Origin of the sequence: Polynucleobacter duraquae (genome assembly GCF_000973625.1) — a bacterium.
In the GTDB taxonomy this organism is placed as follows: Bacteria; Pseudomonadota; Gammaproteobacteria; order Burkholderiales; family Burkholderiaceae; genus Polynucleobacter; species Polynucleobacter duraquae.
On sequence record NZ_CP007501.1, the window covers coordinates 1,355,648 to 1,378,975 of the forward strand.

General features: G+C 46.3%; 22 protein-coding genes. 3 read left to right on the forward strand and 19 right to left on the reverse strand.

Features of this window, described 5'->3' with window-relative positions; translation table 11 throughout:
- The first annotated feature begins 89 nt into the window (after positions 1 to 89).
- Positions 90 to 917, forward strand: coding sequence for a posphoenolpyruvate synthetase regulatory kinase/phosphorylase PpsR (gene ppsR / locus CL55_RS07045; protein WP_046330449.1), 828 nt, complete (start codon positions 90 to 92; stop codon positions 915 to 917).
- A 14-nt stretch (positions 918 to 931) separates the two neighbouring features.
- Here ppsR and CL55_RS07050 read toward each other — a convergent pair whose 3' ends face one another.
- From CL55_RS07050 to rpsB, 16 genes are all read right to left on the reverse strand, one after another.
- Positions 932 to 1,756, reverse strand: coding sequence for a TrmH family RNA methyltransferase (locus tag CL55_RS07050; protein WP_052728799.1), 825 nt, complete (start codon positions 1,754 to 1,756; stop codon positions 932 to 934).
- An 8-nt stretch (positions 1,757 to 1,764) separates the two neighbouring features.
- A complete protein-coding gene (rnhB, locus tag CL55_RS07055; RefSeq protein ID WP_046330450.1) occupies positions 1,765 to 2,358 on the reverse strand; it encodes a ribonuclease HII in 594 nt (197 codons plus the stop codon).
- The gene (gene lpxB, locus CL55_RS07060; RefSeq protein ID WP_046330451.1) at positions 2,355 to 3,608 is read right to left on the reverse strand and encodes a lipid-A-disaccharide synthase; all 1,254 of its coding nucleotides are present in this window, start codon (positions 3,606 to 3,608) and stop codon (positions 2,355 to 2,357) included. The genes rnhB and lpxB overlap by 4 nt, the downstream gene beginning before the upstream one ends.
- Positions 3,568 to 4,365: an acyl-ACP--UDP-N-acetylglucosamine O-acyltransferase gene (gene lpxA, locus CL55_RS07065; RefSeq protein WP_046330452.1), complete on the reverse strand. Its 798-nt coding sequence runs from the start codon at positions 4,363 to 4,365 to the stop codon at positions 3,568 to 3,570. The genes lpxB and lpxA overlap by 41 nt, the downstream gene beginning before the upstream one ends.
- Positions 4,365 to 4,814, reverse strand: coding sequence for a 3-hydroxyacyl-ACP dehydratase FabZ (gene fabZ / locus CL55_RS07070; protein WP_046330453.1), 450 nt, complete (start codon positions 4,812 to 4,814; stop codon positions 4,365 to 4,367). The genes lpxA and fabZ overlap by 1 nt, the downstream gene beginning before the upstream one ends.
- Before the next feature lie 49 nt (positions 4,815 to 4,863).
- Complete coding sequence (gene lpxD / locus CL55_RS07075) at positions 4,864 to 5,919, reverse strand: UDP-3-O-(3-hydroxymyristoyl)glucosamine N-acyltransferase (protein WP_046330454.1); 1,056 nt, start codon at positions 5,917 to 5,919, stop codon at positions 4,864 to 4,866.
- 5 nt (positions 5,920 to 5,924) lie between these two features.
- A complete protein-coding gene (locus CL55_RS07080) occupies positions 5,925 to 6,452 on the reverse strand; it encodes an OmpH/Skp family outer membrane protein (protein ID WP_046330455.1) in 528 nt (175 codons plus the stop codon).
- 18 nt (positions 6,453 to 6,470) lie between these two features.
- Positions 6,471 to 8,789, reverse strand: a complete 2,319-nt coding sequence (gene bamA / locus CL55_RS07085; protein ID WP_418054925.1) for an outer membrane protein assembly factor BamA — start codon at positions 8,787 to 8,789, stop codon at positions 6,471 to 6,473.
- Between the two features lie 26 nt (positions 8,790 to 8,815).
- The gene (locus CL55_RS07090; RefSeq protein ID WP_046330456.1) at positions 8,816 to 9,949 is read right to left on the reverse strand and encodes a M50 family metallopeptidase; all 1,134 of its coding nucleotides are present in this window, start codon (positions 9,947 to 9,949) and stop codon (positions 8,816 to 8,818) included.
- Between the two features lie 12 nt (positions 9,950 to 9,961).
- Positions 9,962 to 11,152 carry a 1-deoxy-D-xylulose-5-phosphate reductoisomerase gene (gene ispC / locus CL55_RS07095; RefSeq protein ID WP_046330457.1) on the reverse strand — a complete coding sequence of 397 codons (1,191 nt, stop codon included), beginning with the start codon at positions 11,150 to 11,152 and terminating at the stop codon, positions 9,962 to 9,964.
- Positions 11,152 to 11,979, reverse strand: coding sequence for a phosphatidate cytidylyltransferase (locus tag CL55_RS07100; protein ID WP_046330458.1), 828 nt, complete (start codon positions 11,977 to 11,979; stop codon positions 11,152 to 11,154). The genes ispC and CL55_RS07100 overlap by 1 nt, the downstream gene beginning before the upstream one ends.
- A gap of 16 nt (positions 11,980 to 11,995) precedes the next feature.
- Entirely contained in the window at positions 11,996 to 12,769 is a 774-nt protein-coding gene (locus CL55_RS07105) for an isoprenyl transferase (protein ID WP_046330459.1), read from the reverse strand.
- A 29-nt stretch (positions 12,770 to 12,798) separates the two neighbouring features.
- Complete coding sequence (gene frr, locus CL55_RS07110; RefSeq protein ID WP_046330460.1) at positions 12,799 to 13,359, reverse strand: ribosome recycling factor; 561 nt, start codon at positions 13,357 to 13,359, stop codon at positions 12,799 to 12,801.
- An 11-nt stretch (positions 13,360 to 13,370) separates the two neighbouring features.
- Positions 13,371 to 14,081 carry a UMP kinase gene (pyrH, locus tag CL55_RS07115; RefSeq protein WP_046330461.1) on the reverse strand — a complete coding sequence of 237 codons (711 nt, stop codon included), beginning with the start codon at positions 14,079 to 14,081 and terminating at the stop codon, positions 13,371 to 13,373.
- 189 nt (positions 14,082 to 14,270) lie between these two features.
- Positions 14,271 to 15,149 (reverse strand): translation elongation factor Ts, encoded by an 879-nt coding sequence (gene tsf, locus CL55_RS07120; RefSeq protein ID WP_046330462.1) that lies wholly within the window; start codon positions 15,147 to 15,149, stop codon positions 14,271 to 14,273.
- The gene (gene rpsB, locus CL55_RS07125) at positions 15,149 to 15,898 is read right to left on the reverse strand and encodes a 30S ribosomal protein S2 (RefSeq protein WP_015421433.1); all 750 of its coding nucleotides are present in this window, start codon (positions 15,896 to 15,898) and stop codon (positions 15,149 to 15,151) included. Before rpsB ends, tsf begins: the two co-directional genes overlap by 1 nt.
- A gap of 256 nt (positions 15,899 to 16,154) precedes the next feature.
- Between rpsB and map the strand changes: the two genes are divergently transcribed.
- Together map and CL55_RS07135 are read left to right on the forward strand one after the other, a co-directional pair.
- Positions 16,155 to 16,991: a type I methionyl aminopeptidase gene (gene map / locus CL55_RS07130; protein WP_046330463.1), complete on the forward strand. Its 837-nt coding sequence runs from the start codon at positions 16,155 to 16,157 to the stop codon at positions 16,989 to 16,991.
- A 22-nt stretch (positions 16,992 to 17,013) separates the two neighbouring features.
- Entirely contained in the window at positions 17,014 to 19,617 is a 2,604-nt protein-coding gene (locus CL55_RS07135) for a [protein-PII] uridylyltransferase (RefSeq protein ID WP_046330464.1), read from the forward strand.
- Here the strand turns inward: CL55_RS07135 and CL55_RS07140 are convergent.
- The 3 genes from CL55_RS07140 to CL55_RS07150 all read right to left on the reverse strand — a co-directional run bounded on the left by CL55_RS07140 (position 19,614) and on the right by CL55_RS07150 (position 23,325).
- Positions 19,614 to 20,045: an NUDIX hydrolase gene (locus tag CL55_RS07140; RefSeq protein ID WP_237150481.1), complete on the reverse strand. Its 432-nt coding sequence runs from the start codon at positions 20,043 to 20,045 to the stop codon at positions 19,614 to 19,616. The two genes, CL55_RS07135 and CL55_RS07140, sit on opposite strands and share 4 nt — an antisense overlap.
- Before the next feature lie 197 nt (positions 20,046 to 20,242).
- A complete protein-coding gene (gene ligA, locus CL55_RS07145) occupies positions 20,243 to 22,258 on the reverse strand; it encodes an NAD-dependent DNA ligase LigA (RefSeq protein ID WP_046330466.1) in 2,016 nt (671 codons plus the stop codon).
- Between the two features lie 8 nt (positions 22,259 to 22,266).
- The gene (locus tag CL55_RS07150) at positions 22,267 to 23,325 is read right to left on the reverse strand and encodes a cell division protein ZipA C-terminal FtsZ-binding domain-containing protein (RefSeq protein ID WP_046330467.1); all 1,059 of its coding nucleotides are present in this window, start codon (positions 23,323 to 23,325) and stop codon (positions 22,267 to 22,269) included.
- Positions 23,326 to 23,328 lie beyond the last annotated feature (3 nt).

Below are 23,328 nucleotides of genomic sequence, written 5' to 3' on the forward strand. Positions count from 1 at the left end.
TAAGGAAACTGGTCGAGCGGCCGGATAAAATACGGCATACTTCATCAACTGCATATTGTAGTGCTGACCAAGACCTCCAGGCCAATCTCATGTCTACCCAAGCGCGTATTGTTTTTATTGTTTCTGATGGCACCGGCATTACCGCCGAGAACTTCAGCCAATCGATTTTGGCCCAATTTGAGGCCACTTTTAAGCATATTCGGGTACCTTTTGTGGATAGCCCTGAAAAAGCCCACGATGCAGTCTCTAGCATCAATCAGGCAGCCTCCAAATATGAAGTCCAGCCGATTGTTTTCACTACTTTGGTGAATCCCGAATTGAATACCATTGTTGGTAAAGCCAATGGCCTGATTTTGGATATGTTCCAGACCTTTGTGGCTCCCTTGGAGCAGGCTCTCGGGGTTAAATCAACCCATGCTATGAACCGCCTGCATCACAATGCGGATACTGAGGCCTACAAAAACCGGATTGAGGCCATCAACTATTCCTTGGCCCACGATGACGGCCAATCTAATAAAAATCTAGCTGAGGCTGATGTCATTCTGGTGGGTATATCGCGGGTGGGCAAAACACCAACTAGTCTCTACTTAGCAATGCAATATGGTATGAAGGCAGCAAACTACCCTCTGATTCCAGAAGATTTTGAGCGTGGGCAGTTACCCAAAGATTTAATTCCGTATCGCAGTAAGATTTTTGGCTTGATGATTGATGCTGAACGCTTGTCAGAGATTCGTAATGAGCGACGTCCAGGCAGCAATTACGCTAAGCTAGAAAACTGCCGCTACGAAATCAATGAAGCCACCGCCATGATGAAAAAGGAATCCATTCCTTGGGTGACTACGACTAGTAAATCAATTGAGGAGATTGCAACTACCGTCTTACAATCCATGAAGTCAGATAAAACAATTTTAGGTTAGCACATTAACGCGTGTTAATTGCGGCGAATTCGTACCGTTTCAAATAGACAGATTGCCGCTGCTGTAGAAACATTGAGCGATTCGACTCTTGGATCAATCAGAATGGAGACGCCTTTGGCTTGAGCCATCAAATCCTCAGAGACACCCTGGCCCTCACTTCCCATTACCCAAGCAACCGGATGAATCAATACCTTGGGCATATTAAATAGATCGAGCTCGCCATCGGCAGTAGCGGCTAACAAAGGCGCAGTGACTGCACTGAGCACTTGCTGAGATGACCAGCCTTCATAAAGATCGAGCAAGCGATGGGCGCCCATGCCAGCCCGCAATACTTTACTTGACCATAGGTGGGCACAACCGGATATTGCAATTACCTGAGTAAAGCCTGCTGCCGCGGCAGTGCGCAAAATAGAACCCACATTCCCAGCATCCTGAATACGATCCAAAATAATGACATCTCCCTCAAGCGTAGCAACTGACTTTTGGGGGTTCAATGCAGATGGCGGAAGGTCCAGCAAGCCAGCAAGCTGTGGCGCATTGACCAGATCACTAAGCAAATCCCATAAGCCTTTATCCAATTGATAGACTCGTGTCTCTGGACAGATCTCTACATGGTCATATACAGCCTGAGCAATTTCTGGGTTTTGCAAACCCAACTCGGAGGTAATCAATATCTTGAGTGCTGGATCACCTACCCAAGTTTGTACTAAATGAATACCTTCCAACAAAGCTTGGCCGCAAGCAAATCTCGCCTTTTGTCCTTTTGGCCCAGTAGCCTGCAATTGACGAATCTCCTTAAACAAGGAATTGTCTTTTGAGCTGATAAATTCAATTTTCATAGTTGGGATTATCGACTATGCAGCGCCAATACATTGCGCACGGGAGAAAAGCTACGGCGGTGTTGATCGCATGCGCCGTATTCCTTTAGTGCAGCGAAATGGACTTCAGTTGGATATCCCATATGCTGAGCAAAGCCATATTGGGGATGCAGTTCATGCAAGGCCATCATTTGACGATCACGTGTGACCTTTGCCAAGATAGAGGCGGCTGAGATTGCTGGCTCTTTAGTATCGCCCTTGATGATAGCCTCGGCTGAGATGGGAAGCTCGGGACAGCGGTTGCCATCAATCAAAGCTTTATCTGGCCAGCCGCCTAAACGTGTGCTGAGATCTTCAATGGCACGGCGCATGGCCAACATCGTCGCTTGCAAAATATTGATCTCATCAATCTCGGCTGGGCTCGCCTCGCCAATGCCCCAGGCTTTGGCCTTCAGCAAAATTTGCTCAAATAAAAACTCACGCCTTGCTGCAGATAACTTTTTGGAATCTTTTAAACCAGCAATAGGATTCTCAGGATCGAGCACGACAGCACCAGCAACCACCGATCCCGCCAGTGGACCACGACCCGCCTCATCAACGCCACATACCCAAATCAGGCTCACACAGTAGTCCGATGTTTTGTGGCGGCAATGGTTTGCGCGACGGCCTGTGCAACCAATAAACCAGTTGGTCTACGTAAGGTCTCATGCATTGCTGCAAAACGGGTTTTCAGTTGAGCAACCTTACTTGGGTTGTTTAACCAGGCTAACAAGGCATCGGCCAATTTATTCGGAGTAGCGTCATCTTGTAGAAGTTCAGGAACAACAAACTCACCGCACAGAATGTTGGGCAAACCAACATACGGTAGATAGCCCTGTCGCTTCATAATCTGCGCAGTCAACCAAGGTACTTTATAAGAAATCACCATCGGCTTTTTCCAGAGCGCTGCCTGTAATGTCGCTGTACCACTAGCAATCAGTACAACATCGGCAGCCTCAAGTACTACATCGGCCTCACCATCAATCAGATGAATATGAAGGTCAGGATTATTATCAAGCATATTTTTAAGCAATGCTTCTAGCGGTTCACGCAGGCGTGGTGTTGCCACTGGGATTACAAAATGGAGAGGCTGTGCTGACATGCGCTTTGCAAGCTCTACTATCGCCTCAAAAAAGACTGGCGCAATCAGTTCAATCTCGGAACCGCGACTGCCTGGCAGTACAGAGATAAGCACTCCGCTTAATGTATTACTTGGTAGATTTAAGATTTCTTCTATTCTTTGCTTAGCACTTGCTGGATTTGGCTCTAGAGGTATTTCACTAGCAAGGGGGTGTCCGACATAAGTTGCGCTAATACCTGCACGCTCATAAATCTCCGTCTCAAACGGGAAGATGCAGAGCATGCGTTCAACTGCCTGCTTAATTTTGGTAATGCGCCCTGCTCTCCAGGCCCAAATCGATGGGGAAACAAAATGCAGAGTCGGAATACCTACCTTGCGCAAAGCCAACTCAACACCTAAATTGAAATCTGGTGCATCAATACCAAGATACACATCCGGGCGGCCTTCGCCCGAGAGATTGGCAATCAATTCTTTGCGCAACTTCAGAATGGCAGGTAACTGTTTAATTGCCTCAACGTAACCACGGACACTCAATGTCTCCATTGGCCAATCTGAGCGCAGGCCCTCGGCCTGCATGCGAGGACCACCAATACCATAGACCTCCAGATTAGAGGTGTCGGGAATCTGCTTTAGTGCACTCAATACTGGCGCTGCCAGCAAGTCACCCGAAGGCTCTCCGGCAACACAAGCAAGTTTAGACACTAGACCTTCTCTATCGAATAATGCCGCGCGTAGAGGCGGCAATAAAGTCATGGAACTCGGTCAGCTTTTCTGCAGTTTGGGCATCGGATGCACTAGCGAGAACCATCTTCTGAATCTCCACCTTAGCTTCTTCAAAGCTGAGACCATCTTTATAGAGAACCTTATATGCCTGACGTAGTGCAGATATCGTTTCGCTAGAGAAGCCACGACGTTTCAGACCCTCCACATTAATGCCATGAGGAGAGGCTTTATCTCCAGCTGCAATGACAAACGGTGGAATATCTTGAACTAATGCAGAAGCACCACCCAACATAGCATGTTGGCCGATACGAACAAATTGATGCACGCCAGACATACCACCCATGATCGCCCAATCACTCACTTTTACGTGACCAGCAATTTGTGCATTACTCGAAAAAATCGTGTGGTCACCAATTTGGCAGTCATGTGCAATGTGTACATAAGCCATGATCCAGTTATTATCACCAATTCTAGTGATACCCTCATCCTGCGATGTACCAGTATGAATGGTCGTGAACTCACGAATGGTGTTGCGATCTCCAATAATCAACTGGGTAGGTTCGCCACGGTATTTCATATCCTGGGGAGCACCACCAATAGCGGCAAAGTGAGCAAAGTTGTTTTCTTTGCCGATCGTGGTGTAACCCTCGATCACAGTGTGGGAACCAATCTTGCAAGCAGCACCAATTTTGACGTTAGGTCCAATGACGGAATACGGACCAATCTCTACGTCGCTGGCGATCTCCGCTTTACTATCAACTACAGCAGATGCATGAATCCGAGTCATTACGCACCTTTCGTACGAACGGCACAAGTGATATTCGCTTCAGCGGCTAACTCACCATCCACCGTAGCTTGCACTTGGAACTTATAGATACCAGCACGCTCGCGCTCTAACTTAGCCGTCATGATCAATTGATCGCCAGGCAATACAGGCTTCTTAAAGCGCGCACCATCAATACCAGCGAAGTAATAAACCGCGTTCTCTTCACGCACTTCGGAGAAGGTTAAGAGTGCTGCTGTTTGGGCAAGCGCTTCAATAATTAAGACCCCCGGCATTACCGGAAAATCTGGGAAGTGACCCTGAAAGAAGGGCTCATTCATAGTGACATTTTTTAGCGCGGTAATGCTTTGACGAGGCTCAATCTCTAATACCCGATCAACCAATAGAAATGGATAACGGTGTGGCAGTAACTTCAAAATTTGATTGATATCGATAGCGATAGGTTTGCTCATGTATTTACCTGCTGAATAAAATTTTTAGATTTTGTAAGATGGTGATGATTTATTTGGATTTATCTAATAAACGTAAGCGTTGACGGATTTTATCGAGGCCTCGCAGAATAGCTGCATTTTTCTCCCAGGCACTATGAAGCATTGAGGGATACACGCCCGTGTAATGCTGCCCTGGCTCAGTAATTGAACGAATAATTGAGGTATTACCCGACACGGTTGTTCTATCTGCAATCGTGAGGTGGCCGGCAAAATTCGCCGCGCCACCAATAATGCAAAAGTTACCAATCTTGGTACTCCCAGAAATGGCAGCGCAACCAGCAATCACACAGCAATTACCTATTACTACGTTATGCGCAATTTGAACTTGGTTATCAATCTTGGTGCCATCACCGATGATGGTGTCACTCATAGCGCCACGATCGATTGTGCTTGACGCGCCCACCTCCACATCATTGCCGATGACAACAGCACCCGTTTGTGGGATCTTGACCCACTCAGCGCCCGTAGCGGAAAAATCAGGGGCAAAACCAAAACCATCTGCGCCAATAACCGCCCCACTATGAATAATGCAGCGCTCACCAAGCTTGGTTTCTGAATAAATGGAAACATTGGGATAAATCAAGGTATCACTGCCAATATTGGAATTTCTAGCAACAGAAGTAATTCCCAGCAAGACAACTCGCTCACCTAATTTAACGCCAGGGCCGATTTGTACAAATGGTCCGATATGACATGTTGCTGGAATACTCACGCTAGGATCAATGGCGGCACTGGGATGCACTCCAGGTGTATAAATGGGTGCAGAAGCTTTAGCAAAGTGCTGCGCCATTCTGGCAAAAGTGGCGTAGGGATTTTTAGAGACAAAAAATACTCGTCCTACCGTATTGCTTCCAGGGCTCGCCTGGAGAAAATCTAAATCCGCCTGACTGACAATCAAACCACCTGCAGCGCTATCACCAGCTTGTTGGCGATACAGCGGATTTGAAAGAAAGGAGATTTGACTTGCTTGAGCTCTCTCGAGAGGAGCAAGACCTTGAAGCGAGAGGAGGCCATCCCCAACCAAGCTTACTTGAAACTGTTCGGCCAGCTCGATGGCGGTGGGCATAAAACTTACTTAAGACTATTCAAAGCCTTGATGACATCATCAGTAATATCAACCTTGGGATTGGCATAGGCTGGATCTTGAATAATGACATCAATTTTTCTTTGTTCAGCAATTAGCTTCAGGGCTTGATTGGCTTTTTCAGCAATCTTGGCACGCTCTTCGAAGTTACGCTGATTGAGATCCTCGGTGTACTCACGCTGTTTGCGCTGCAATTCACGATCCTGGTCGGCCAACTCACGCTGACGACGTGCACGCTCAGCCTCAGACATTACTGCTGAATCACGATCTAACTTTTCTGCAGCAGATTTGATTTTTTGGGCGCTGTCACGAATTTCGTTTTGGCGTTTTGTAAATTCACTCTGCAATTTAGTCTGACTAGCTTTAGCCATGTTCGATTCGTTGAATACTTTTTCAACATTCACAGCCGCAACCCGGGTTCCGGCATCTTGAGCTAATGCCGATGGCAAAGCAATGAATGACGAAACAGCAATTAGTCCGAACTGTATCCACTTGGAAGATTGATGAAGCTTCATAAAACTTTCCTTAAACAATTAAAACGCTGTACCCACTTGGAACTGCAAACGTTGAACGTTATCCGTTGGCAATGATTTGACCGGAATACCGTAACTGAACTTGAGCGGGCCCAATGGTGATATCCATGATAAACCCAAGCCGTAAGAATATCGCAAGACGAGATTGATATTTTCGTTATAGACATTACCGCCGTCTACGAAACCAAATACACGTAGGGTTTTGTCTACACCAGAACCAGGGACTGGTACGGTGTACTCCACATTATTAACAATTTTGGACTGGCCACCAGTTGGCTGGTTAAGGCCTGTATTTACATTGTAATAAGTGGGACCAAGGGATCCTGGTGCGTAGCCTCGAACCGATCCAATGCCACCAACATAGTAGTTTTTAGTAATCGGGAATGGATATTTACCGTAGGCCTCACCATAACCAACTTCACCATTATAGGAAAGGATATTACCCTTTGAGAAGGAGTGATACTTCTGATATTGACCAAACAAACGATAGAACATCATGTTGCCGGCTGGCGTACCCACCTCGGCACTCATCTGCTGCAGTGATCCAGTTGAGGGAATCAACGCACTATCGCGACCATCACGTGACCAACCTACCGTAACCGGCACATTATAAGTGGTCAGCGTACTAGGATATCCTGGTGCGGATACACCATAGTCTTGCATGTAATTTAAAAAAGGTACCGGCGTATTCGAGGTGGATGAGATCCTGAAAGCTTCAATGCCTGTTCCAAAAAATATCCGATCAACTTCTGTGTATGGAACACCGAACTTGATATTGCTACCAACTGACTTAATTTGATAATTAGGGTCACCAACATAATACAAGGGCTTGGATGAGCGATAGTACAAATCGGTGTAGCGGCTAATGCCATCCTCAGTGAAATAAGGATCATAGTTTGATAAAGCCAAGCTTTGATTAATCTTACCCAGAGACATATTCAAACCTACTGAAGTACCTGTACCAAATGCATTCTCTTGGTTAATACCGGCAGAGAGTATTAATTTTTCAGTTGAGGAGAAGCCCGCACCAATCGTGACGGCACCGGTTGGCTTCTCAGCCACTTTTACATTGACGTCCACTTGGTCTGGTGAACCAGGAACGTCCTGAGTAGAAATATCGGCCTCTGAGAAATAGCCCAAACGACCTAAACGTTTTTTTGAGAGATCAATCTTTTCGCTATCGAACCAAGAGCTTTCAAACTGGCGCATCTCACGACGAACCACCATGTCGCGGGTCTTGGCGTTACCAGTAATGTTGACCTGGCGCACATAAACGCGTCGACCAGGATCAACTACCAATGTCAGATCTACTTCGCTTAAGTCACGACGAATATCCGGCTGTGGGTTGATGGTTGCAAACGCGTAGCCATATGAACCCAGAATTTCTGCGATCGCCTTAGTGCTCTCGGTCAACTTAGCAGATGAGAAAGTATCGCCAGGCTTCAGAGTGATCAGCTGGATTAACTCAGCCTCTTTACCTAATAAGTCTCCAGCTAGACGCACATTCTTGACCGTGAACTTATTACCTTCGCGAATGCTAACTGTGAGAAAGATACCTTTTTTGTCCGGAGTAATGGAAACCTGAGTCGACTCAATCACAAACTCTAGATAACCACGATTAAGGTAGTAGGATCGAATATTCTCTAAGTCGGCGGTGAGCTTTTGCTTTGAATACAAATTGTCTTTGCTGTACCACGAGAGCCATCCACCCGTCTTTAACTGCATTTCGCTTTTGAGAGCGCTTTCGCTAAAGACTTTGTTGCCAATGAAATTAATCTCCTGAATCTTGGCTACAGGACCTTCATCAACGTTGAAGTAAATCGCCACTTGATTGCGCTCTACTGGAGTAACAGTTGCCACTACCTCAGCGGCGTACATCCCCTTTCCAATATATTGACGCTTGAGCTCTTGCTCAGCTTTATCAATTAGTGCTTTATCATAGAAGCGGGCTTCAGCAACACCAACTGCTTTTAAAGATTTGCGCACCACTTCCTGGTCAAACTCTTTCATCCCGGTAAATTCAATGCGGGAGATGGTGGGACGCTCCTCAACGATCACAATCAAAACATTGCCTTGAGCCTGAATCTGTACATCTCGGAAAAAACCAGTGCTATACAAAGCCTTAATTGCCTCAGCACTCTTTTCATCAGTCAAGGTGTCGCCCACTTGAACAGGCAAATAACTAAATACCGTTCCTGGCTCGACTCTTTGCAAGCCCTCAATTCGAATATCTTTGATCACAAAGGAGTCGGCAGCATGTGCATTTACACAAAAACTGGCAGCAACAATCAGGACTAACTGAACAAGAAAGCGAGTCACAGAGCGAATAGAGGGAATCAGAAAATTCAAAATGAAAGGTAGCGTTGCAAATCGTTAAACAAGGCTAGCAAGGAAAGGGATATCAGAAGCAAAAAACCCACTTTTTGGAGCTTTTCCTGCAGTGATAAAGATATTCGCTTACCAGCAACCAACTCCCATGCATCATACAGGAGCTGACCCCCATCGAGCATTGGTAAAGGCACTAAATTCAAGAGTCCAATACTGATACTCATGAGAGCTAAAAAGGCTACAAATGGCTGCCAGCCGACCTGGGCCGACTTACCTGCCATATCAGCAATACTTAAGGGCCCACCGAGCTGCTTTAGGGTCGTTTTACCCGTAAATAAACCCAGCATTAGCCGGAAAGAGACCTTGGTTATCAGAGAAACGCGCTGGTATGCAAAACCTAAGGCACCTATCGGCCCTAACTTGAGCTCTATCCACTCCGAGGGTGGGGTCACCTGGGGAAACAAGCCGAGAGCCTGAAATGGATCAGAATTAGGTGCAATTAGTGGTAAATCGTCCTGCTTGAAGAATTTAACGTGACGGCCACCAGCGGTATCCTGAATTTCTAAGGCAAAGCCTTGCTCACCAGTAAGTGCATTTAAGAGAAGCCAACGCAATGCATTCCAACTTGGGACCGGGTCAAACTCATCAAGAATAGGGGCACCACTGTAGTCAGATGAAAGGGATTGCCAACCTCGTACCTGATCACCTGCCGCCACCCCTAGTTTTGCGGCAATCGATTGCTCAGGAGGAGCTTGAAGTCGAGCAGGAAGCTGGGGTACACCCGAAACATAAATCACTGAGAACAAAATAACTGCCAATAGGAAGTTAGCGAAAGGCCCTGCAGCCACAATCATGGAGCGTTGCCATAGGGGCTTTACATCAAAGGATTGAGGACGCTCCTCTACTGAAATTATTTGTTCACGATCGCGGCCGTCCAACAATTTGACATAGCCACCTAAAGGAATGGAAGCAAGAACCCACTCAGTGCTGTTACTCGCGCGATAAGTAAATAGCGGCTTACCAAATCCTAAGGCAAAGCGAAGAACTCTAACTCCACATAAACGAGCTGCTAGGAAATGGCCATACTCATGAAAACTGACCAGCACACCAAGTGTGACTAAAAATGCAGCAAGTGTGATTAAGGCTTGCATTAAAAGATCAATCTATTTCTGAATGTTGCGAATAAATTGATTGGCTGCTTGACGAGCCTGAGCATCAACCCCAAGGATTACTTCTAAAGAATCCGCAGGGGCCGATGGCAAAGCATTTAAACAGTGCTCCACTACCTTCGGAATGCTTAAGTAAGGTAGTCCATCGCCCAAGAAAGCGGCAACGGCAACTTCATTAGCGGCATTTAATACGGCAGGCGCAGTTCCCCCTGCCTTTGCAGCAGCAAACGCCAAGCTTAAACAAGGAAATTGATCAAAATTAGGCTCTGTAAAACTGAGGCTGCTCAACTGTGTCAGATTCAAAGGAGCAACACCAGCATCAATACGTTCAGGCCAAGCCAGTCCATAGGCAATCGGAGTGCGCATATCAGGTTGACCCATTTGCGCTAAAACCGAGCCATCGCGATAACGCACCATCGAGTGCACTACGCTCTGCGGGTGAATCAAAACCTTAATTTTTTCTAATGGCAGGCCAAACAACCAAAAAGCCTCAATGACCTCAAGACCTTTATTCATCATCGTCGCAGAATCAACCGAAATCTTTCGACCCATCACCCAATTCGGATGTGCGCAAGCTTGGTCGGGCGTAATGCCCGCTAAATCTGTGAGGGGTCTATCCCTAAATGGTCCACCAGAGGCAGTTAACCAAAGCTCTTCAACGCCCAAATGAACAGATGGAGTTTTTGTAAAGCGATCAGGTAAACATTGAAAGATTGCATTGTGCTCGCTATCAATCGGGAGCAATTCGCCACCGCCCGCTTTCATTGCCTGCATAAATAAATTACCCGACATCACGAGCGCTTCTTTGTTAGCGAGCAGTACTCGCTTACCCGCTTTTGCTGCTGCCAAGGTTGGGACTAGGCCGGCGGCCCCTACAATCGCTGCCATTACGGTATCGCAACCCGACTCTATTACTGCGCTGACTAAAGCCTCGGGTCCATAGAGAACTTGAGTAGAAATCTTTTTCTCTTGTAACAGTTGACTCAGTTGAGCGGCACCATCAGCATCAGCCACCACTGCGATAGCAGGCTTGAACTCAATACATTGCTCGGCTAAACGCTCAATTTGTTTTGCGGCAGTCAGGGCTACCACTTTAAAACGATCAGGATGCGCGCGGATCACGTCTAAGGTATTAACACCAATCGATCCAGTTGACCCTAAGATAGCAAGCTGTTTAAGAGGCATTAAATCCACCCTGCTAGTAATGCAGCAATCGGCATTGTCGGAATGAGTGCATCAACGCGGTCTAGTACACCACCATGACCTGGTAATAGATGACTACTATCTTTGACGCCAGCCAAACGCTTTAACTGAGATTCAAATAAATCCCCAAAGACACTGAACGCTGTCAATACCGTGACCATCAGGAACATCGGCACCCAACCGAATTGAATAGCCCAAGCGCCAAATAAAGTATCACCTAGTGGTAAAAACGTGACGCACAAGAATGCATAGAGATAGCAAAGTAGTAAACCACCTAGCGCGCCCTCAATCGATTTCCCCGGGCTAATACTTACAGCTAGCTTATGTTTGCCAAACGCTTTACCGACAAAATAAGCGCCGATATCAGCAACCCAAACTAAAGCCATTGTTGTTAATAAAAAGACTAATCCCAACTCACGCAAGAAGACCAAAGCAAACCAGGTTGCTGGCAGAATAATCAAGCCCGTAATGCTGTAGAAAGGTTTGAATTTTTGAAGCGAGAGATTCATTCCTTTGGCTAAAATGAATGGCGCTAAAAAGAACCAAAACAAGACCGCCATCATGAGCAAAGAAAATTGCCATGTGATTGCTTGCATACCCAGCAACAATAAGATGATGACTAAACAAAAAACAGCATAGAGCCAGGCAGCCTTTTTAGCTTCCGGGGCAATCATGCGACTCCATTCCCAAGCAGCGGCAACCAAGGCAATCAGGAAAAATATACCCAAGTAAATCGGTGGTAAGAAAAATAAAATAGGTAATAGCACTGCCATCAAGATGGTGGCAGTAATGATTCGAGTGATTAGCATGGAGAAATAAGGAGGGTTAGACTGCGTCGCTCAATGACTCAGACGCTAACTGAGCGCTAGTGCGTCCAAAGCGACGCTCGCGCTGACTAAACCAGTCAAAAGCTATATGTAATTGAGCTTCATCAAAATCAGGCCAAAGAGTATCCGTGAAATATAACTCGGTATAGGCCAGTTGCCAAAGCAGAAAGTTGCTGACGCGCTGCTCGCCACCAGTTCGAATAAATAAATCTGGCTCTGGCGCATAGGCCATAGATAAATAGGGTTGTATTAATTCTTCAGAGACTTGCTCTGGTTCCAAACTCGGGTTGGCGACCAAAGATTGGCGCATCGCCTGCAAGATATCCCAGCGTCCACCATAGTTAGCGGCAATCGTGAGCGTAAGCCCTTTGCAGCCTGCTGTTTTTTCTTCTGAGAACTGCACCATCTCCTGAATCCCAGAATCAAAGCGGCTTAAATCCCCAATGAGACGAAGACGGATGTCGTTTTCAGCCAAACGAGAGACTTCACCCTTTAAGGATTTCAGGAATAGCTTCATTAAAAAGCTAACTTCCTCTGGAGGGCGGCGCCAATTTTCAGAGCTGAAGGCAAACAGAGTGAGATATTCCACGCCTAGTTGGCGACACTCTTGAACAATCTTACGAACCGCACCTAAACCCTCTGAGTGACCCGCTACCCGTGGCATGAAACGCTTACTTGCCCAACGTCCGTTACCGTCCATGATGATGGCGACATGACGTGGAATAGCACTAACCTCTGGAATAACTAAGGTTGAGCTAGTGTGCTGTGTCATAAGGCGAATAATGAGAATGAATCTGACGATTAAACCGTCATGATCTCTTTTTCTTTTTCAGAAACGATCTTGTCGATCTCGACCACTGCGCGATCAGTCATCTTCTGAATATCATCAGTCGCACGACGCTCATCATCCTCGGAAATTTCTTTATCTTTGGTAAGGCGCTTTAAATGCTCATTCGCATCGCGACGTAGATTACGTACGGCAATCTTCGTATCTTCACCCTCGTTTTTGACAACCTTAGTCAAATCACGGCGGCGTTCTTCAGTTAATGCAGGCATAGGCACTCGAATCACAGTGCCTTGCGATGCTGGATTGAGACCCAAATCCGAATCACGAATCGCCTTTTCAATTACGGCAACCATCGTTTTTTCAAATGGTTGCACGTTAATCGTTCTAGCATCAGCCAAACCTAGGCTAGCCACTTGGCTTAGTGGTGTTGGATTGCCGTAGTAATCCACCTGGATGTGCTCCAAGATTCCAGGGTTTGCACGACCAGAGCGAATCTTCGCCAAATTGGTTTTCAGAGCCTCAAGAGACTTCTGCATCTTTTGATCGGTAGTGGTTTTAATTTCTGCTGCGGACATCAAGCCTCCTATTAAACGTGTACTAAAGTACCTTCAGACTCACCCTGAACCACACGCATCAATGCGCCTGGCTTGAGAATCGAAAATACTTTGATTGGTAATTTGCGATCACGGCACAATGCAAAAGCAGTTGCATCCATTACTTGCAAGTTTTTGATGATTGCCTCGTCAAAAGTCATTGTTTTATACAAAGTCGCTGTTGGGTCTTTCATTGGATCAGCGCTGTAAATACCATCTACCTTAGTAGCCTTAAGCACGATTTCAACGCCCATCTCTGCGCCGCGCAAAGCAGCTGCTGTGTCGGTAGTAAAGAATGGATTGCCCGTGCCAGCAGCAAAGATCACTACCTTACCCTCACTCAGAGCACGAATCGCACGAGGACGGATGTAAGGCTCGACCACTTGATCCATTCTTAAAGCAGACTGCACACGAGCTTCAACACCTTTTTGGCGCAAAGCATCTTGCAGCGCAAGAGAATTCATCATTGTGGCCAGCATTCCCATGTAGTCAGCGGTTGCACGATCCATACCGGCCGCACCGCCCGCTACACCTCGGAAAATATTTCCGCCACCAATCACGATAGCCAATTGAACGCCACTGTTTACTACGTCAGCTATTTCTTTCACCATGGAATCAATTGTGATTGGATTAATTCCAAAAGCATCATCCCCCATGAGGGCTTCACCAGAGAGTTTTAAGAGAACACGTTTGTAGGCTGGCATCGTTTTATTTTCCGTAATTTGCTGGGCAATTTATCTGCTTAGCTTATTGATCTTTAAGTACTTTTTAATATCTTGCCCAAATTATAAAGGGCTTGGCACAGATCAAAGAAAAGGGCATGGAAACCGAGGTTTATATGCCCTTTTGGGTATTACAGCCGTACCGGAAGAGCCCGGCAAGCTTGGAGCTAATTAAGCGCCTTTAGCAGCGGCAACCTGAGCAGCAACTTCAGCTGCAAAGTCATCTTGACGCTTCTCAATGCCCTCGCCCACAACAAACATAGTGAAACCCTTGATCGTGGTGTTAGCAGCTTTGAGCATTTGCTCAACAGATTGCTTGTCGTTTTTAACGAAAGTTTGGTTCAACAAAGAAACCTCTTTGAGGTACTTCTGAATAGAACCTTCAACCATCTTCTCAACGATTTCTGGTGGTTTGCCAGATTCAGCAGCCTTTTGAACCGCAACACTACGCTCAACAGCAATCGCTTCAGCAGGAACATCAGCCATCGACAAAGCCACTGGCTTCATTGCAGCAATATGCATTGCTACGTCTTTAGCTGCAGTCTCATCACCCTCGAACTCAACCATAACGCCAATACGAGTACCGTGGAGATAAGAAACCAACTTGTTGCTGCCAGCAAAACGCTTGAAGCGACGCGGCATGATGTTCTCGCCGATCTTACCGATCAAGGCGCTACGAACTTCATCCACAGTTTGGCCATTCATGGGTAATGCAAGTAAGGCAGCAACGTCGGCTGGATTCTTTTCAGAAATCAAATTTGCGCAGGCTTGTGTAAATGCCAAGAAATCATCATTTTTTGAAACGAAGTCAGTTTCGCAGTTCACTTCAAGCAAAGTACCTGTAGTGCCATTGATCGCTGAAGCAACGATACCTTCAGCAGTAACACGGGATGCGGCTTTACCAGCTTTGCTACCGAGCTTTACACGCAGAATTTCTTCTGCACGAGCCATATCACCATCAGCCTCAGTCAATGCTTTTTTGCACTCCATCATCGGAGCATCAGTCTTGGCGCGTAACTCGCCAACCATTGCAGCGGTAATAGCAGCCATTATTCAGCTTTCCCTTCTTCAACAAACTCTTCTTCGCCTTCTTTAACAGCAGTCAAGATTTCTTGAACCGAATTTGATTTACCTTCGAGGATTGCATCAGCAATCCCACGAGCGTAGAGCAGAACAGCTTTGCTGGAGTCATCGTTACCAGGAATGATGTAATCAACACCTTCTGGTGAGTGGTTGGTATCCACTACAGCGATAACAGGAATACCAAGCTTGTTAGCTTCAGTAATAGCAATCTTGTGATAGCCAACGTCCACTACGAAAATCGCATCAGGAACGCCGTTCAAGTCTTGAATACCACCAAGTGCTTTTTGCAACTTGTCGAGATCGCGATCATTAGTCAACGCTTCTTTCTTGGAAAGCTTTTCCCAATCACCAGCTTCTTTAGCAACAGCCATGTCCTTCAAACGCTTTAGGGAGCCTTTAACAGTTTTGAAGTTCGTGAGCGTACCGCCCAACCAACGGCTGTCGATATATGGCATACCAGCACGAGCAGCTTCTTCAGCAATGATCTCGCGTGATTGACGCTTAGTACCAACGAATAAGATAGTTCCACGGTTAGCAGCAACTTGTTTTGCAAATTTCAGGGCGTCCTGAAACATTGGCAATGTTTTTTCTAAGTTGATGATGTGAATTTTGTTGCGATGGCCGAAAATGTAAGGGGCCATTCTTGGGGACCAGAAACGGGTTTGGTGACCAAAATGGCAACCGGCTTCCAGCATTTGACGCATAGTTACTGACATAACTTCTCCTAAGGGTTGGTTTCTGAGATTGAGTCCTAGCTGCGCTAAAAAGCGCCACCCTGGAAGGCTCAACCCGCTATTTCAGATCAAAATTGACCTGAGAACGAAATTATAGCTTAAATATCAATGGTCTAGACGCCCCACCCCTGGCGCCTTACTAGAGAACCTGCCCAGAAATACCGTTAAATGGTGCATCTGCCTATTATTTAGGCATCTTCCCACTAGTAAAAAGCTTCAAGTCGTTGATAATCAAGGGATGAACAGTGTATTTACCGCCGAAAAAGACATCCAAGGGATGCGCGAAGCTGGCCGCTTAGCCAGTGAAGTTCTTGACCACGTTGCCCCGCACGTGAATGCTGGTGTCAGTACGGCTGAACTAGATCGCATCTGCCATGAATATATGCGCGATGTCCAAAAGACGATTCCAGCCCCACTGAACTACCAGCCACCCGGCTACCCACCCTTCCCGGCATCGATCTGTACTTCGGTTAACGATGTGATCTGCCATGGCATCCCTGGTGAGAAGATTTTAAAAGCTGGGGATGTTGTCAACCTCGACATCACTGTGATTACGCCTGATGGCTACTACGGCGATACCAGCCGCATGTTTATGGTTGGTGAAGTTTCAGTATTAGCTAAACGCCTCACCCAAATTACTTTTGAATGTATGTGGCTTGGTATTGCGCAAGTGAAGCCTGGCGCATCGCTCGGTGACATTGGCCATGTTATTCAGACCCATGCTGAAAAAGCCGGTTATTCAGTTGTTCGTGAATACTGCGGTCATGGCATTGGCAAAGTGTTTCATCAAGATCCACAGATTCTTCACTACGGCCGTCCAGGCACCGGTGAAAAGTTAAAAGAAGGCATGACCTTCACTATTGAGCCGATGATCAATGCTGGTAAGCGCGATATTCGGACAATGCCTGATCAATGGACGGTGAAGACTAAAGACCGTAGCCTCTCAGCGCAATGGGAACACACACTTTTAGTGACAGCCACTGGCGTTGAAGTGTTAACTTGGTCAGAGGGCAGTAATCCAATTCCTGATTGCGTTAAAGGTCTGTCATTTAGACCAAATCTAGCCAACGCGTAATTACTAAACTAGCTCAAGCGCAATGGGTCAAACTCTCGCAGCAATGAAACCTATTGTTGATATTTCCAGCTTAAGGGCTGCACGAGAATTAGCCTATGATGACTTTCGCGAGCATCAAGTTGTTGGGCGATTAACCAAGCAACTGAGCAAGCTCAGCGATCAACTCCTCATTAGTATATGGAACTCCTGTGATTTAAATTCGGATGCTGCACTTGTGGCAGTGGGTGGATTTGGCAGGGGCGCCCTCTTTCCCTATTCCGATATTGATATTCTGATTTTGCTGCCTGCAGATAAGCAATACTTTGAAGATGTTCTTGCCAGCAAGATTGAAAAGTTTGTAGCGCAATGCTGGGATACCGGATTAGAAATTGGCTCCTCAGTGAGAACTGTTGCCGAGTGCATATCCGAGGCAGAACAAGACATTACTGTTCGCACCTCCCTTCTTGAATCACGACTCATCTGCGGCAAGAAAGCTCTCTTCAAAGAGTTTGAATCTGTTTATGAAAAGACTTTGGATCCAAAGTCATTTTTCCAGGCAAAGCTGGCTGAGCAAATCCAGCGTCATTACAAATATCAAGACACGCCCTACTCATTGGAGCCCAATTGCAAGGAGAGCCCTGGTGGCTTGCGTGACTTACAGGTGATTTCTTGGGTCAGCAAAGCTGCACATTTTGGTAATACCTTCAAGGATCTCAGTCTTGCAGGCTTGGTAACTCAACGTGAACTAACTGAGCTGAATCGCAACCAGCGTTTTTTAGAAACTCTGCGCGCAAACTTGCATTTACTAGCGAAGCGTAGGCAGGATGTTTTGGTATTTGACTTACAGACACCATTAGCAGCGGCCGTGGGCATTACAGAAGAGTCCTCTAGACTGGCTAGTGAGGCCATCATGCGTCGCTACTACTGGGCGGCAAAAGCAGTCAGTCAATTAAACGATGTATTACTGCAAAATATTGAAGCGCTCCTTTTCCCTCAAGAATCTAAAACAACACATGCTATTGCTGGCGAGGGTAATGAATGCTTTATTGAGCGTCAAGGAGTCCTAGACATTACTGACCCTCAGTTATTTCAAAAGCATCCAGAACAAATTCTGCGGACCTTTTTAGTTTTTGCGCAAACATCCAACGTCAAGAGCTTATCGGCAACGATCTTTAGAGCTTTGTTTAACGCTCGCCAAAAAATGGATAGCCAATGGCGCAAAGATCCGGTCAACCGCGCACTATTTATTGAAATTCTTAAGGAGCCCGAGGGAGTCAGTCGCGCCTTCCAACTCATGAATCGGACCAGCGTACTTGGTCGCTATCTGCCAGCCTTTAGAAGAATCGTTGGCCAAATGCAGCATGACTTGTTTCATGTCTACACAGTGGATCAACATATCCTGATGGTGCTGCGGAATGTGCGCCGCTTTATGGTGGTTGAGCATACACATGAGTTTCCTTTTTGTAGCAGCCTGATTGCCCATTTTGAAAAGCCTTGGCTATTAGTCATTGCTGCACTCTTTCATGACATTGCCAAGGGGCGTGGGGGTGATCACTCCGAACTTGGTAAGACAGACATGCGCAAGTTTGCCAAAGATCATAGTTTAGATAAAGCAGATACTGAGCTCTTAATTTGGCTAGTTGCAGAACACTTAAACATGAGTCAAGTGGCTCAGAAAAAAGATATTACCGATCCCGATGTAGTTCAAGCGTTTGCTAAAAAGGTGGGTGATGAGCGCCATCTCACTGCACTTTACCTGCTCACTGTTGCTGATGTCCGTGGAACGAGCCCCAAAGTATGGAATGCCTGGAAAGGCAAACTATTAGAGGATCTTTATCGTGTCACTCTACGCGTATTAGGCGGAGCAAAGCCAGATGCCTCCTCAGAGCTAGCACAACATCAAGAAGAATCCCGCGCCAAGTTGCGCCTTTACGCAATTGAAGACTCTGCTTATGAAAATCTCTGGAAGCAATTGGATGTTGCCTTCTTCTTGCGCCAAGATGCCGCTGATATTGCTTGGTTAACTCGCCATCTACTGGATAAGGTGAATAGCGAAATCCCCGTTGTACGTGCTCGCCTCTCCCCAGTTGGCGAAGGATTACAGATTGCCGTCTATGTCAAAGACCAAGAAGACCTCTTTGCCAGAATTTGTGCCTACTTTGAGCGGCATGGTTTCTCAATTTGGGATGCCCGTATTCATACAACAAAGCATGGCTATGCACTCGATACCTTCCAAATTTCAGGAAGTAACTTAGTAGATGAAGGTGGTAGCTACCGTGATCTGATTCAACTAGTTGAATACGAATTGACAGCTGCACTACAACATAATGACCCATTACCATCACCCAGTATGGGTCGCCTATCGAGGCAATCACGCACATTCCCAATTCAGCCACGCGTACATATGACTCCAGATGAGCGCGGTCATTACTATGCTCTATCCCTCTCAGCGAGTGATCGCACTGGCTTACTCTATGTCATCTCCAGAATATTAGCCAAGCATCAAGTCTCATTACATACTGCACGCATCAATACATTAGGTGAGCGAGTGGAAGACGTATTTCTATTGGATGCGGCAAACTTGAGCAAGAACCCTAAGCTACAGATCTTGCTAGAGACAGATTTACTCGAGGCTTTAGGGGCTTAAGCGTGATCTTGCAGCTTTTGCAAGGCTCGTTTAATGCGCGGGCTAGTAATTTGATCAAAAGGCACCCATGCTTTTTGAATATCCTCAGGAGAATCTCGCTCCTCAATCACCTGCAATACAAATAAAAGATCAATATGCAAATGTGCGCCCTCGCCTTTCTTTGGATTTGCAGGGATTTCATGCAGATCAATATCAACTGGATCTAATTGACCCTCGATAGACTCGCAAAGAATCCCCGTCTCCTCGTAAACTTCTCTTATTGCCGCCTCAATGGGAAACTCACCATCTTCAATGTGGCCGCCAGGCTGGAACCATTGCTTGATATAGGGATGAAAGATGAGGAGAGCTTTACCATCCTTAATAACCAGACCACTTCCAGTAATGTGGCCCAACTGGTTGGATCTTGAAAATGGATTTTCTGAATCCAATATTCTCCGAGAGAGTGAAATGAAGGATAAAGGGGAATTCATTACAAAAGTCTCTTTGTGCTGCGACCAATAAAATTGAAGATTGAGAACATATCTAGAGCTTGCTTACCGTATTTTGATGCATGCTTCCCTCTCAAAGCCTTAAGCTTATAGAGGGGAAACAAAAATGCCTACCTGATGTTTGTGTAGGAAGTGACCTACTTAAGTAGATCCATCATAGCCGCTTCATCAATTACTGGAACGCCTAGCTCCTCTGCCTTTGTGAGCTTGCTTCCAGCATCCGTACCTGCAACTACATAGTCAGTTTTTTTGGAGACTGAGCCTGCTACTTTGGCGCCTGCTTTTTCAAGCAAATCTTTAGCTTCGTCTCTTGTCATAGTCGGGAATGTACCCGTGAGTACAAAGGTTTTTCCTGCGACTGCTGCACTGATAACTTTTTCTTCTACAGAAAGCTGCATTCCTGATGCTAAGAGTTGCTCAATCACTTCACGATTATGAGCTTCTACCATAAAGCTGGTAATGGAGTCTGCCACTACAGGGCCAACATCTTTTACTGTCAGCAAGTCTTCGTGGTTGGCATCCATCAAAGCGCGCATGGATTGGTAGTGATTGGCCAAGTCTTTGGCGGTAGTCTCACCCACGTGACGAATGCCTAACGCAAAGATGAATCTGGCTAGCGTAGTGTTTCTAGATTGATTGATTGCGGCAATGAGATTGTCAGCTGACTTCTCACCCATGCGCTCTAGATTAGCGATTGCTGTAAAGCCAAGGCGATAAAGATCAGCGGGTGTTCTCACTAAATTATGATCAACTAACTGATCAACAATCTTCTCACCCAGACCTTCAATATCAAGGGCTCTTCTATGTGCAAAATGAATTAATGCCTGCTTACGCTGTGCGCCGCAGAATAAGCCGCCACTGCAACGGGCAATGGCTTCGTCAGCCAAGCGCTCAATATGTGAATCACAGACCGGACAATTTTTTGGCATTACAAATTCTGTTGCGCCTTTTGGTCGACGTTCTTTAAGGACCGAAACCACTTCCGGAATGACATCCCCAGCCCTTCTGACGGAAACAGTGTCACCAATGCGGACATCTTTACGCTTGACCTCGTCTTCATTGTGCAAAGTAGCATTCGTAACGGTGACGCCACCCACTTCAACTGGAGCAAGTCTTGCCACAGGGGTGATTGCACCAGTGCGCCCAACTTGCACATCAATTCCAAGTACGGTAGTTAAGGCTTCTTGCGCTGGGAATTTATGGGCTAAGGCAAAGCGTGGAGCTCTAGATACAAATCCCAGCTTAGCTTGCTCTGCAAAGGAGTTGACCTTATAGACCACGCCATCAATGTCATAAGGTAAAGAATCACGCTTTGCTCCCACCTCCCCATAAAAGACCAAAATATCTTCAACGGACTTGAGCACACGACGCTCAGCGCAGACTGGCAAACCCAATTTCACGTAAGCATTGAGAAGCTCTTCATGGGTTTTTGGCAGCCAAGACTGTGGCTCTAGGGCTCCTAGTCCGTATGCAAAGAACGAGAGTGGTCTTTTGGCAGTAATCTTAGAATCTAGTTGGCGCAAACTTCCTGCTGCAGCATTACGGGGGTTAGCAAACTCTTTCTCACCCTGGGCAGCGGCTTGTGTATTCATTTTCTGGAAATCTTTCAGGTACATAAAGACTTCACCGCGCACTTCCAATATTGCTGGGATATTGTCACCTATCAGCTTAAGTGGAATAGCCCGAATAGTTTTGATGTTGGCAGTGACATCTTCACCACTGGCGCCATCGCCTCGGGTAGCAGCTCTTACCAAAGAGCCATGCTCGTAGCGCAAGGAGATTGCTAGACCATCAAATTTAAGTTCGCCTGCGTAATCTACTTGATCAATATGCAGACCTTCACGGCAGCGACGATCAAAGGCAACTAACTCAGCATCTTCAAACGCATTGTTCAAAGAAAGCATCGGTACTGCGTGAGTTACTGAATCAAATTCCTTCAGTGCAGCACCGCCCACCCTTTGCGAGAGTGAATCCACAGTAATCCATTCAGGGTGCAAGGCCTCTATCTCAAGTAACTCACGATATAGGCGGTCGTATTCACTATCAGGAACTATTGGATTATCTAGAACGTAGTAGGCATGCTCTAAGCGCACTAGATCCGCTTGTAATAATGCATAGCGATCCGCTAAATTTATCGGATTAGAGGACGACAAGTGATTCCTCAGCTAAAAAGTCTGCTGGCAGCAGAGGATCCAGCAGGAACACCGCTTCTCTCGAGGTTTTCATATAAACCCTCAAGGTGTTTGCGAATGCTTTGAATAGAAATTTCAGATAAATTAATTCCGTTGTCATCGACTAAACGACCATTAGCAACTTGTGCAATTTCAAGGCCCTCTGCCAGCATGCGCTCGAATGCTTTCTCATCAAAGGAAACTAAGGGCAACTCCAGGAGTAAGGTAAGTTGCTGCACAGGCTCACCAGGGTTAAGGTCATTGCTGCTAAAAATAGGGGCTCGATTACTAAAGTATTCATAAGTGCGGCCACTGCGAGACAAGATAAATCCACGTTGACGCATCAAAGAATCAAGGCTGTTCCAAGGGTATGCTTCATCAAATAGCACGTTGATGCTCAATTGAATATCACTTTCAGCAGCCATGAAGTCCAACTCTTTAGCCTTATCCAACATCGTAGTTACGCTTGGCATGTCAATCTGAGAGCCAAGTGTTAAGGCAAGCGCCTGTGCTCTAGAACAAAAGTCAGATAACTCTAGCACGCCTATGGGACCGCGACGACTTGCCAATTGAATAGCAAGCTGAAGTTCCGAATAAGAAGAGTCCGGCATAAGCAAACCCCATGCCTCAGAAGAATCATGATCCACATTGAAACCCTCGCACATCCAACGGGCTGATGATGGAGCAGATAAATCTTCCCAGGAATGCGTTTCCTTTAGGATCTCCGATCCCATAATGGGCTGGGGGAAACGCAAAGTAATCACGCAGTCTATTCTTGGATCAATTGAAAAGGCTGGCAATTTAGACTTTACTGGCAAGGAACCTTCTTTGAAAACTGGCTCAATCTGTTCGCCACGACTGGGGTCAGCAAAACCAGTCCCAAAAGTTGGTTCACGCGCACTTCGCTCAGCAGCGTAATACTCAACTCTCGCTTTTGCTTTACGCAGTGCGCGAGCGTATTTAATATTCAGAATAGCCACTAAGATCAGTATTAGTAGGCCAATAACAGCCAAAGCAAACTGCAAGTCAGACAAACCTAACGCTGTCATGAT

Bases quoted from the DNA above. Each gene is read 5' to 3' on its own strand.
- ppsR (WP_046330449.1), top strand. From the start codon at position 90: ATGTCTACCCAAGCGCGTATTGTTTTTATTGTTTCTGATGGCACCGGC.
- CL55_RS07050 (WP_052728799.1), bottom strand. From the start codon at position 1,756: ATGAAAATTGAATTTATCAGCTCAAAAGACAATTCCTTGTTTAAGGAG.
- lpxB (WP_046330451.1), bottom strand. From the start codon at position 3,608: ATGACTTTATTGCCGCCTCTACGCGCGGCATTATTCGATAGAGAAGGT.
- lpxA (WP_046330452.1), bottom strand. From the start codon at position 4,365: ATGACTCGGATTCATGCATCTGCTGTAGTTGATAGTAAAGCGGAGATC.
- fabZ (WP_046330453.1), bottom strand. From the start codon at position 4,814: ATGAGCAAACCTATCGCTATCGATATCAATCAAATTTTGAAGTTACTG.
- lpxD (WP_046330454.1), bottom strand. From the start codon at position 5,919: ATGCCCACCGCCATCGAGCTGGCCGAACAGTTTCAAGTAAGCTTGGTT.
- CL55_RS07080 (WP_046330455.1), bottom strand. From the start codon at position 6,452: ATGAAGCTTCATCAATCTTCCAAGTGGATACAGTTCGGACTAATTGCT.
- CL55_RS07090 (WP_046330456.1), bottom strand. From the start codon at position 9,949: ATGCAAGCCTTAATCACACTTGCTGCATTTTTAGTCACACTTGGTGTG.
- ispC (WP_046330457.1), bottom strand. From the start codon at position 11,152: ATGCCTCTTAAACAGCTTGCTATCTTAGGGTCAACTGGATCGATTGGT.
- CL55_RS07100 (WP_046330458.1), bottom strand. From the start codon at position 11,979: ATGCTAATCACTCGAATCATTACTGCCACCATCTTGATGGCAGTGCTA.
- CL55_RS07105 (WP_046330459.1), bottom strand. From the start codon at position 12,769: ATGACACAGCACACTAGCTCAACCTTAGTTATTCCAGAGGTTAGTGCT.
- frr (WP_046330460.1), bottom strand. From the start codon at position 13,359: ATGTCCGCAGCAGAAATTAAAACCACTACCGATCAAAAGATGCAGAAG.
- pyrH (WP_046330461.1), bottom strand. From the start codon at position 14,081: ATGCCAGCCTACAAACGTGTTCTCTTAAAACTCTCTGGTGAAGCCCTC.
- tsf (WP_046330462.1), bottom strand. From the start codon at position 15,149: ATGGCTGCTATTACCGCTGCAATGGTTGGCGAGTTACGCGCCAAGACT.
- rpsB (WP_015421433.1), bottom strand. From the start codon at position 15,898: ATGTCAGTAACTATGCGTCAAATGCTGGAAGCCGGTTGCCATTTTGGT.
- map (WP_046330463.1), top strand. From the start codon at position 16,155: ATGAACAGTGTATTTACCGCCGAAAAAGACATCCAAGGGATGCGCGAA.
- CL55_RS07135 (WP_046330464.1), top strand. From the start codon at position 17,014: ATGGGTCAAACTCTCGCAGCAATGAAACCTATTGTTGATATTTCCAGC.
- CL55_RS07150 (WP_046330467.1), bottom strand. From the start codon at position 23,325: ATGACAGCGTTAGGTTTGTCTGACTTGCAGTTTGCTTTGGCTGTTATT.